The sequence below is a fragment of the Armatimonadota bacterium genome (assembly GCA_039679645.1).
GTDB lineage: Bacteria > Armatimonadota > UBA5829 > UBA5829 > UBA5829 > UBA5829.
In genome coordinates this window covers 72,855-82,703 of the sequence record JBDKUO010000013.1, presented here as the reverse complement: position 1 = coordinate 82,703, position 9,849 = coordinate 72,855, and the positions used below count along the sequence as shown (strand labels likewise).

Here is a 9,849-nt window from a genome sequence, read left to right as displayed (position 1 = left end):
GCTGGCATGATTGTGGCTCGCCTCCTTTATTTTCTCACAAAAATGAATTCGGCGTTGACCGTCCATTTTCATGCCAGCAGCCTCATCTTTTACCTATTAAAATTCCGTAGATTTGACACGCACCCGCTGAATCTGTAAATAATTGACAAGTTCATCTTATCTCCTGTATCCTTAAGAAAATATGAAGCTGGTAGTCAACAAATCAGAGCTGTCGGGGTCGGTGGAGATCCCAGGGTCCAAGTCGCACACAATACGCGCTGCGGTGATTGCATCGCTCGCCGAGGGCGAGTCAATAATTCGCAGGCCTCTTGTTGCGTCGGATACCCTTGCGGCAGTAAACGCCTGCCGGCTACTCGGCGCCGAGATCAATAAACCCGATGACTGGGTCGTGCATGGAGTCGGCGGAAGGCCGAGCGTGCCGGATAACGTGATTGACGTCGGTAACTCAGGCACCACGCTGTACATAGCTTTAGGTATGGCCTCTCTTGTAGATGGGGTCAGCGTATTTACGGGCGATGATCAGATCAGGCGCAGACCGGCAGGACCGATTATAGACGCGCTGAATGCTCTCGGAGCAAGGCTCGAATCAACTCGCGGTAACGGCATGGCTCCTATAATCGTCAGTGGCCCATTGATTGGTGGAAATGTCGCACTCGACGGCAGCAAGACCTCGCAGTATCTCACCAGTCTGTTGATTAGCTGCCCGCTTGCCCAAAGTGATACGACAATAGAAGTGCATAGCCTGATCGAGAAACCCTATGTCGAGATGACCCTGCGCTGGATCAAAGAGCAAGGAATAATGCTTGAAAATCACGATTTCAATGAGTTTATTATTCCTGGGAGGCAGAACTACAAGCCTTTTGATCGTGCCGTGCCTGCGGATTGGAGCTCGGCTGCATTTTTTATGTGCGCTGCCGCTATCACAGGCTCGGGATTAACACTGCTTGGGCTGGACGAGAACGATACACAAGGCGATAAGGCGATTGTAGATATGCTTCGGAAAATGGGAGCAAATATCGAGTGGAGAGTGGAGAGTGGAGAGCAAAGAGCCCTGGTAGTTAAGAGCGGCGAGCTTCATGGCGCAACGCTCAATTTGTCCGATACTCCCGATGCTCTGCCTGCATTGGCGGTTACAGCATGTTTTGCCGAAGGTGAGACCAGGCTGGCAAATGTTCCTCAGGCACGGCTTAAGGAGACAGACCGCATCGCAGTAATGCGCGAAGAGCTGACCAAAATGGGTGCGGATATTGAAGAGCTGCCTGACGGTCTTGTGATCCGTGGGTCGAAGCTCAAACCGGCTGTTGTGCATGGGCATTACGATCATCGTGTTATAATGGCTCTGGCGGTCGCGGGCCTTTGTCTTGATGGTGAAACCGAAATTTATACCGCCGAAGCGCTTGGCGTCACATTTCCGAACTTTGTGGAACTGATGAACGGCGTCGGCGGAAATATTAGAAAAGCGGATTGATATTTCTTTTACAGCAAGCCGTGGCCGACAGGCTGCGCGATGACTGCAAAAAAAGGAGGATATAGTGTTAGGTAATACTTTCGGTAGAATGTTCAGGGTCAGTGCATGTGGTGAGTCATATGGTGATGCTCTTGTCGCAATTATAGACGGATGTCCCGCAGGCCTTGAGATCTCGGACGAATATGTCCAGAAAGAGCTTGATGCCAGGCGGCCGGGTACATCCCCGCTGGATTCGCCCAGAAAAGAGACCGACCAGGTCCACATATTCGCAGGTATGCGCGACGGGTTCACAACGGGCGCTCCCATGGGTCTGATTATATATAATGTCGACAGGCATGATGTTCACATAAAGCAGTATTTTGACGTTAAAGACCTAGTTCGACCCGGGCATGCCGAGTATACGCATATGATCAAATACGGCAAGTATGCCGACTGGTGCGGCGCAGGTAGAGCGAGCGGGCGTGAGACGTGCATGCGCGTCGCTGCCGGAGCCGTCGCTAAGAAGATATTGGAGCAGCAGGGTATCAAGGTCCTCGGTTATACCAAAGAATGCATGGGCATTAAGGCCCGCGACCTCACATTTGAGGACATAGAGAAAAATTATCGTTCCAACCACATCAACTGCCCCGACCAGGAAGCTGCTAAGAAGATGATCGACCGTGTCTTGGAAATTAAAGATGAAGGCGATACTGCTGGAGGAATCGTCGAAGTGATCGCGCGAGGTGTGCCTGCAGGGCTTGGCGAGCCTGTTTTCGATAAACTCAACGCAACCATCGCTCACGGCCTGATGAGTATAGGCGCTGTGAGGGGCGTAGAGTTCGGCGCGGGGTTCGCTGTTAGCAATATGAAAGGCTCCGAGTCTAACGATATTCCATATGTCGGCGATGACGGCAAAGTCCACTTCCGCACAAACAGAGCCGGAGGCATTGAAGGCGGCATCTCAAACGGCGAGGACATAGTCGTTCGAGTGGCCGTAAAGCCGACAGCCACTATCTCAATCGATCAGGACACAGTTAATATGGCTAAAATGGAAAACACCAAGCTGGAAGCCATTACACGCAGAGACCCGACAATTACGGCAAGGCTGGTCGCGGTAGCCGAGTCGATGGTGCGTATTACTTTGCTCGATCACTTGATGATGTGGCGCGGTTACGATGCGCTTCAGACATTTGAGCATCCGTGGTCGTAAAAACAAGATAGTAGGTAGGTATAATCCCTCCAGGAAAGATTCCTGGAGGGATTTTGGTTATTATATGCCGCCCACGTATCTTATATGCCTCCAGGTATCTTACCTGGAGGCATAACAGCGCTTAAGCGCCTATCTTCAGGAGTTCTATCTCAAAGTGCAGAGTCGAGTTCGGAGGGATCACTCCCATATCCTCTGAGCCGTAGCCCAGATCAGGCGGAACTATGAGCTGGCGCACGCCGCCCTTTTTCATCCCCTGCAAGCCTTCGTCCCAGCCTTTTATGACCTGACCTGAGCCTACATTGAACGAGAATGGTTCGCCGCCTGGCTTTTTAGTGGTGTCAAAGACGGTGCCGTCGTCCAGCCAGCCTTTGTAGTTGACCGTTACCATATCACCCGCCTTTACAGCAGGACCGGTGCCGACTTTAGTGTCCTTATACTTCAAACCCGACTTTGTAACAGTAAACCCGTCTTTTGTCTGAGTTGGTGTGGTCTTGGCCCCGGAAGCCGACTCGGTTGTCTTTTCTTGAGCCGTGCTAGGTGTCTCGGTCTTCGCAGCCTGCTTTTTGCCGCACCCACCAAGCGCGAAAATAACGCCGACAGCCAACAATATTGCAAAGAGATTTCTCATATTTGCAGTCCTTTCAAAATGGCATTCGATCAGCATGTTATCGCGCTCGCAGGTTACAGTCAAGCTGAACAACTGGGTTCCATATTCTACCAATTTCGCTGCTGATTACTCGACCCAGAGTATCCAGATGTTGATCCATAACCTCCATGCTGCTGTGTATTATCTTGCGGGGTTACATAGACTCTGCCCTTCTCAGGAGTTGCAATGACGGTTACAACAAAGTCGACTTTGCCGATATCAAGTTTAATTGATCCCGCCGCAATTGTGTAGGGTTTGCCGGCATCTACAGAAGCAGTCAGACTAAAGTCTTTCGTCAGTTCATCGCCGGGGAGCTTACCGAATGGAAAAGAAAAGTGTCCTATGCCTGACAAGCCGATGCTGCCGTCTGCATTTATTGCAGGCATGATTGTCGCATCCAGTAGATTTGTCTGCTTATAATTAATCGTTTTCTGTTTTACAACCTGCTTGTTAGCGACAGTAGAGTAGTTCGTATCATATGCATTTGTCATTTGAAGTTGCAGTGAGACAGGCGTTTGCTCTGCCCCTACGCTTTCAGTGCTGGTTTCATATATTTTCGGGCCTTTTGCTGTTGCAACGGTGATCTTTGCCGCCAGTTTCAATCGGACAGGCCTAGGCAGCGCGTTTTCCGTATCGAGTGCGCGTATAATATTCTTTGCAGATTCGATGTCATCTTCTGTTCCACGAAGGATGATCCTGTTGCCACTTGTGGCGGTAACGGTCAGCGGCGTAGCCGAGTGTGACTTTACAAATGGCGCTACGTCCCCTGCAATGACATAATCGAGGTCAATCACTTCAGTAATCATCTCTGGGCAGACTGCGGTATCTACGCTGGGCGCTTGCGGAACTGTGCTCATCTGCCGTTGTATGGAAGAAATTATGTATACTCCGTTCTCGACCCTGTATACCAATCCGGCTGCTTTTACAATCACCTTCAACGCTGAGTCAAAAGGTATATCCTTCAAAACTGCTGAAACCTTAACCGGTGAAACACTGGCATCTATGCTGTAGCTCTTGCCTGAGCCGTTAAATAGCGCTTTAAGCGCGTCCGAGACATCTATATCTTTAAGATCAAGGTTTACATTTTGACTGACCTGACTAGCAGCCGGATATTGAGCTTGCGCTGCTATTGTTATCTGCAGCAGCATCAAACACAAAAACAATCTTGTCACTATTATTCGTTTCATTTTGCTCGCTCCTTTTGACCGGAGGTTCCTGTGTTTCCGGTCTTGATTCAAGATAGATCTCAACATTATCACCCGAACGTTTCACCCTGCACTCTTCGACCCGTCCGGTGGCATTGTTATGACTGACATAACCATACTCATACGAAGTCTCATTTTGATTATCAGATGCCGGCCAGGTAGCAGTAACAATAGCAACCGGACGTGTTTGGCTCGCTGAATTCGATTTCGGTTCAATCTTATCTGCACTTGCATCAATGCTACTCATCTGGGACTTGTTCTCCACCACCGCCAGATGTGTCTCAGGAATCGAGTGATTCTTTGATCTCTGCTTTCTGCTTTCTGCCGTTTTCAAACGTATGCAGTATTGCGGTTTGGACGTAATTCTATATCGCCGGGTTGGCTCTGCCGGCTGTACCAGCTCTATAGTTACTGCTTTGACCTTCGGACGATTTACTGCTATTGAGTTGGCAGGCGCGGATACTTTTGGCAGCCTGGGAGCCATGGCAATTTCGGTTTTGGTCGGTTCTGGTTTATTCATAAGCAACAGGACAATGATAAGCGCAGCAGCGGGCAGCAGTCCGAATGCATAGAGCCACACAGGCCTGCTCCTGAGCGGCCTGCGGTCTATCTTAGCCATTACAGCCTGCCTGCAGTCAGGCGCAGGCGGCACATGATCCGCACATTTCAGAAGCTCTCGCATATCTCCATCGTCATCAATATCAAAACGTCCGCATTTCATTACTCTTCCTCCTTCAGACAGGCTTCGAGCCTGTCTCGGAGCAGCTTTCTTGCTTTGCAACTGCGTGCTCTCGCGCTTCCGACAGAGCAGCCGAGTATCTTTGCTATCTCTTCAAACGGTCTTTCTTCAATCTCTCGCAGGACAATAAGCGCCCTGTGATTTGTCGGCAACTCTGCCATTGCGCTTCTTACCACTACTGCAGTTGCCACTCTATCAGCGCATGCCTGCGTTCGGCCGCCGGTAGAGCGCTCGATCAGATCATCATCGAACGGCACGAAGTCGGGCACAATTCGTCTCTTTCTAGACAGACACAAATTCACAGTAATCCTGTGCAGCCACGTCGAGAACCCTGCATCGCCGCGAAACCTGTGCAAAAAACGCCAAGCCCTGACGAATGTCTCTTGCTGAACATCCGCGGCATCTTCCATATTGCACAAAATCCTGTATGCCAGGGCAAACACCCTCTCCTGGTGAATAGACACCAGACGGTCGAATGCCCCGCCATCGCCTGCCCGCGCTTGCTTCACAAGGTCTGTGTCCGACATAGACAATAAGAATACCCTCGGCCTCTCTTCTACTTTCTTAGACCGTCGTCATGCGCTAAGTGTTAACTTGATACTTGATTTGTTTTCGCACTTTATGGCCGTGTTCCTTCGTTTCGGGTCCATTCGCGATATAATGGAACATGGTTGAGTATGATAAGCGTCTTATATAAACACAGGCAGTTTTGTATCGAGAAAGGAGTCAGAATTATGCTAAGGAAAAATAGACTTAAAATGCTTTTACTGGCTGCAGCATTGATAACAGCAGCCGCAAATCCCGCAATATCGGCTTCACTTGGAACAAAAGTGATCAAGGGAGCTGCAATAGGTTTTGCAGTCACCAAGACAGCAGGGCAACTCGACAAATTCATAAACACCGTGACATTCCGCCACGGCATGAAAAGTAAACTTGCCACAAAGGTAGTGCCGATTCTCAGTGTAGGAGAGAAGGGCTATATCGGAGGAGCGCAGGTAAGCGGCCCAAAGGCCAAGGTTGACAGCGTCAAGGCGGTATTTCAATACGAGAAGAACTTGAGCAACAACAACTATCGTGCAAAAGTCCTCCTGCCCAGCGCCAGCCTTAATCCGGTTAAACTGGACCGCGTCGCTAATGTAGGCATTTCGGCAATAATCGACGTTGCGCTTGACGGACGGCTGAAATACAATACTGTCGGCACGGGCATCCAGGCCGGTGACGTAATTAAAGGAGCCGCTGTGCTGGTGGCTGTGAAAAACGCGGGATCGGCCATCAATAAGGCGCTCAATACAATTACGTTCAATAAGGGATCTGTAACAAAAGTTGTCCCGATGGGCAGCGTAGGTGAAAAGGCGTATTTAGGCGCAGCTCAAATCTGCGCATCAAGCGCTGTAATTGGTTCAGTAAATGCACTCTGGCAGTATGAAGACCTTTTTAGCGGCGGCCAATTCAGGGTAAAGATACTTGTCCCGACTACCTCTTCAAATCCGTTGAAGATGAAGCGAGTGGACGGAGCGGGAATTACGGCCGTTGTCGATATGGCGCTCTCCGAGCAAAAAGATGTCGATTCTAAAAGCGATTCGCACTCGACCCTAAAAGAAATATTGGGATCGCGCACTATCAATAGTGACAAAACCAAGCATGATAACGGTAAGCACAAGGGCTGGTATAAAGGCACGCAAGAGGGTCCGAAGCCTTTTGGCGGCAAGTGAATCGGCAGCACATAAAAATAAGCTGAACTTCACGGAACAGAAGGGAACAGAGCACGTCGAATAGTTTTGGTAGTTACCATAAGACGAAAAGCTAGCTCGTCTTACAAATCACATGGAGGATGCAAAAATGAAAAGGATAATTGTCTGCATTTCGGCGATAGCTTTATTGAGTATGTCGCTACTGCCTACATTCGCTGCCGTAAAGAAAGTTGCGCCGAAGAAGGCTGTGCCTGCTAAAGCTGCAGTCGCAACAAAGTGTGTAAAGCCTGCTGCAACAGCCAAAGCTGTAAAGCCAGTTTGCAAAGTCAAGCCTGCGAAGAAAGCAATGAAGCCTGCAAAGCCGACGGCAAAGGCCATGAAGCCTGCTGCCAAGCCAGCGCCAAAGGCTGTAAAGCCCTCAGCAAAGACTACAAAAAAGGCCGTAAAGCCCGCCGTAAAGACAGTAAAACCAGCAGCCAAGGCTCCAAAAACAAAATAAGTTGTATTGATCCGGTAGACAGGCAAATCATGAGAAGCTGCCAGGTATCGCGAATAAATTCCCGATACACCGGCCTTAAGAATGAGTTTCACAAGATTTGCCTGTCCGCTTGTTATTCCCGTCTCGCTGAGTCATTCTTGATAACAGCAGACTCAGAGCACATGCATTCTCACCGATCTATCAAAACCAAGCAGATACAGCGGCTTATTGTGGAAGATACACTGTAATTGGCGCTTTGAACTCCAGAGGATGTGATGCATTCAAGTAGAGCTTCAGAAACCAGAGAACCGATATAGCCATACCTTCTACAGTCGGCGAGGAGCCTTCAGGCACGTAGAGTTCAAACCTGCCCTCGACAAACCCGGCATTGGGATTTTCGGGCTCTATGGTCATCGATTGCACGACTTGCCGCCCGATTTCCTTACGCGTTGTGCCTCTCACCCATTCGCAGTTCTCCAGAGACACGACCACCTCTTTGATATTTACACGCTTCGGGTTGGCTATCACGAAACGCCCCGTCACTCGTTTGCCCGGCTCCACGCAGCGCTGCATAATCTCAACGTTGATGCTGAGGCCGCCACTCTGGAGCGTCCCATCAGATGACGGATTGCTCAAGGCCACAGGGCCGCTCTTCCGGTTGCGTGGTACAAACACGACGGGTATATCTCTGGACACCTGGATTCCTTGACCAAGGAGCAATTCCAAACGTGCCGTGACTGTGTAGTCGATTTTACCTGCACTGCCCTGATAACTTGGGGGCAGTGAGGCGGGCAGTGGAATTGAAAATGGATACAGGTGCTCGCCCGCGCTCAGAGTCCGTCCTGTGTCTCTGCCTAGAAACTCATTCCACAATCTGGATACGCGTTCGTGACGAAACCTTGGGTGATCTCGGCCCGTAAGAAGCACTTCTCTGCTGAAAAACAATATGGATTTGCCATGCGGAAGCAATGTGCCGGCAGCGGTCTCGCAGCCGGTTACCGATATTATCAGAGAGCGTATATTGATCTGTTTGGATACACGAAACAGCGCCACACCACTAAGCTGTCTGCCCGTTGTGAAAACTCTCCTGCCCAAATACAGCTCAAGAGCCGGGCCGGAGCCGCGCATTATTCGAAATACGTCGTCTTTGATTTCCATCAAGCCTATGGTAACTCAGGAAAGCCTTGTTTTCAAGAGGGGGGGTTTATTATTGCGCAGTTTGTGCAATAATAATACGCTCATCGGAACCAATGGACCATATTGAGCGTCTATAAGCAAGATAATCGTAGAGGGGAGGCGATTTTGATGGCGCAAGATGCTATCGAGTTGATTGAAACTCCCGAGACCTGCGTAGTTACAACCGAATACGACAACCGGATAGAAGATGATATCGAGATCGAACCCGAACAAGAAGAACAAGAGGATATTGGGTCCTATCATAAAAGGGAAGAGATCGAGCAGCAGTTCGCCCGGTATGAGCGCAACTACCGTGCTCGCAGGATAAGGGAGATCACACTTGCTCCTGTTAAGAGAAAAAGGGGCAGACCATCTAAAATGGCAGCATGATTGCTGCTACATCAATGAAAGCCAGACATTTGCGTCTGGCTTTTTGCTTGAATTGTGGATACGCCTTAAAATTTAATAAATTAGAACTTGACAGTTCCATAATTATCGGATAGATTACAGAAGAGCCCGTTGTAGTGAGTGGTCTGCAGTTTGCAGTTCAGTTATTACAATGGGCTTTTGTCGATTACAACACATAAATGCTCCAAAGAGAGCTAAGGAGGAAAATGATGAAAAGGTTATTGATTGTAGTGTTGCTTTTTGCTTCTTTGGTTTTTGCTCAAAGCGCAAACGCCTACCTGATTAAAGTGCAATGCTGTTCTCCTACTGGCACATGTGGCAGCGTGACAGGTCAGATGGGAGGCTCGGAGAAAGCTGCGTCTTTTACGCCACTTGGTCCAGAGATTGTGCCAGAGGCTAGCTATGCAATATATAAAAATAATGATCCTGTTAATGGCGCTCTTGGTCACACGCTGAAGTTCACCACTTCGCCTGTCGCCTGGTATGGCACTGTTATCGGGCGAAAGGGCTATAGCGGTTCATTCGATCTGCGCTTCTTCTCCACCACAACTATCAGCAAGTTTGCACCCGGTTATTGGTATCTTTTTAAAGGCATCCAGCCTATTCACAACGGTATGGTTTGTGCTAACTATGGCGACCTTTTGGACACCGGCAGATTTTCTATAATGGAATCAACATGGGCTAGTTCAACATTCGGAGCAGTACTAGCCAATGGTGACCAATGGACATTGACTACAAGTTATGGGCTTCCATTGATTCCAGAGCCATCTTCGATTCTTGCCATGTTTGCTGGCTTAAGTGGACTGGTTTTCTGCCGAATAAAGTTGCGCATTCGTTGAGAAATAAATA

General features: G+C 49.3%; 11 protein-coding genes. 5 read left to right on the top strand and 6 right to left on the bottom strand.

The features are described from left to right. Positions 1–181 precede the first annotated feature (181 nt). Entirely contained in the window at positions 182–1,468 is a 1,287-nt protein-coding gene (aroA, locus tag ABFD83_02910) for a 3-phosphoshikimate 1-carboxyvinyltransferase (protein ID MEN6356018.1), read from the top strand. A 64-nt stretch (positions 1,469–1,532) separates the two neighbouring features. After that, positions 1,533–2,657, top strand: coding sequence for a chorismate synthase (gene aroC / locus ABFD83_02905; GenBank protein ID MEN6356017.1), 1,125 nt, complete (start codon positions 1,533–1,535; stop codon positions 2,655–2,657). 121 nt (positions 2,658–2,778) lie between these two features. On the opposite strand, the gene ABFD83_02900 is transcribed toward aroC, so the two are convergent. The 4 genes from ABFD83_02900 to ABFD83_02885 are packed head-to-tail and all read right to left on the bottom strand — an operon-like array spanning position 2,779 to position 5,774. After that, complete coding sequence (locus ABFD83_02900; protein ID MEN6356016.1) at positions 2,779–3,378, bottom strand: FKBP-type peptidyl-prolyl cis-trans isomerase; 600 nt, start codon at positions 3,376–3,378, stop codon at positions 2,779–2,781. Then, positions 3,372–4,490: a hypothetical protein gene (locus ABFD83_02895; GenBank protein MEN6356015.1), complete on the bottom strand. Its 1,119-nt coding sequence runs from the start codon at positions 4,488–4,490 to the stop codon at positions 3,372–3,374. Before ABFD83_02895 ends, ABFD83_02900 begins: the two co-directional genes overlap by 7 nt. Then, positions 4,402–5,229, bottom strand: a complete 828-nt coding sequence (locus tag ABFD83_02890; protein MEN6356014.1) for a hypothetical protein — start codon at positions 5,227–5,229, stop codon at positions 4,402–4,404. The genes ABFD83_02895 and ABFD83_02890 overlap by 89 nt, the downstream gene beginning before the upstream one ends. Continuing rightward, a complete protein-coding gene (locus ABFD83_02885) occupies positions 5,229–5,774 on the bottom strand; it encodes a sigma-70 family RNA polymerase sigma factor (GenBank protein ID MEN6356013.1) in 546 nt (181 codons plus the stop codon). Before ABFD83_02885 ends, ABFD83_02890 begins: the two co-directional genes overlap by 1 nt. A gap of 207 nt (positions 5,775–5,981) precedes the next feature. On the opposite strand from ABFD83_02885, the gene ABFD83_02880 reads away from it, so the two are divergent. Further along, positions 5,982–6,959, top strand: coding sequence for a hypothetical protein (locus ABFD83_02880; GenBank protein ID MEN6356012.1), 978 nt, complete (start codon positions 5,982–5,984; stop codon positions 6,957–6,959). A 108-nt stretch (positions 6,960–7,067) separates the two neighbouring features. Here ABFD83_02880 and ABFD83_02875 read toward each other — a convergent pair whose 3' ends face one another. Next, positions 7,068–7,529 carry a hypothetical protein gene (locus ABFD83_02875; protein MEN6356011.1) on the bottom strand — a complete coding sequence of 154 codons (462 nt, stop codon included), beginning with the start codon at positions 7,527–7,529 and terminating at the stop codon, positions 7,068–7,070. Positions 7,530–7,641: 112 nt separating this feature from the next. Further along, positions 7,642–8,574 carry an arrestin family protein gene (locus ABFD83_02870; protein ID MEN6356010.1) on the bottom strand — a complete coding sequence of 311 codons (933 nt, stop codon included), beginning with the start codon at positions 8,572–8,574 and terminating at the stop codon, positions 7,642–7,644. 147 nt (positions 8,575–8,721) lie between these two features. Here ABFD83_02870 and ABFD83_02865 point away from each other — a divergent pair, with 147 nt between their 5' ends. After that, a complete protein-coding gene (locus tag ABFD83_02865) occupies positions 8,722–8,982 on the top strand; it encodes a hypothetical protein (GenBank protein MEN6356009.1) in 261 nt (86 codons plus the stop codon). A gap of 224 nt (positions 8,983–9,206) precedes the next feature. Next, positions 9,207–9,839 (top strand): PEP-CTERM sorting domain-containing protein, encoded by a 633-nt coding sequence (locus ABFD83_02860; protein MEN6356008.1) that lies wholly within the window; start codon positions 9,207–9,209, stop codon positions 9,837–9,839. Positions 9,840–9,849: the final 10 nt, after the last annotated feature.

Coding starts and splice junctions, on each gene's coding strand:
- ABFD83_02885 (MEN6356013.1), bottom strand. CDS start 5,774: ATGTCGGACACAGACCTTGTGAAGCAAGCGCGGGCAGGCGATGGCGGG.
- ABFD83_02870 (MEN6356010.1), bottom strand. CDS start 8,574: ATGGAAATCAAAGACGACGTATTTCGAATAATGCGCGGCTCCGGCCCG.
- ABFD83_02865 (MEN6356009.1), top strand. CDS start 8,722: ATGGCGCAAGATGCTATCGAGTTGATTGAAACTCCCGAGACCTGCGTA.
- aroA (MEN6356018.1), top strand. CDS start 182: ATGAAGCTGGTAGTCAACAAATCAGAGCTGTCGGGGTCGGTGGAGATC.
- ABFD83_02895 (MEN6356015.1), bottom strand. CDS start 4,490: ATGAAACGAATAATAGTGACAAGATTGTTTTTGTGTTTGATGCTGCTG.
- ABFD83_02890 (MEN6356014.1), bottom strand. CDS start 5,229: ATGAAATGCGGACGTTTTGATATTGATGACGATGGAGATATGCGAGAG.
- ABFD83_02880 (MEN6356012.1), top strand. CDS start 5,982: ATGCTAAGGAAAAATAGACTTAAAATGCTTTTACTGGCTGCAGCATTG.
- ABFD83_02860 (MEN6356008.1), top strand. CDS start 9,207: ATGATGAAAAGGTTATTGATTGTAGTGTTGCTTTTTGCTTCTTTGGTT.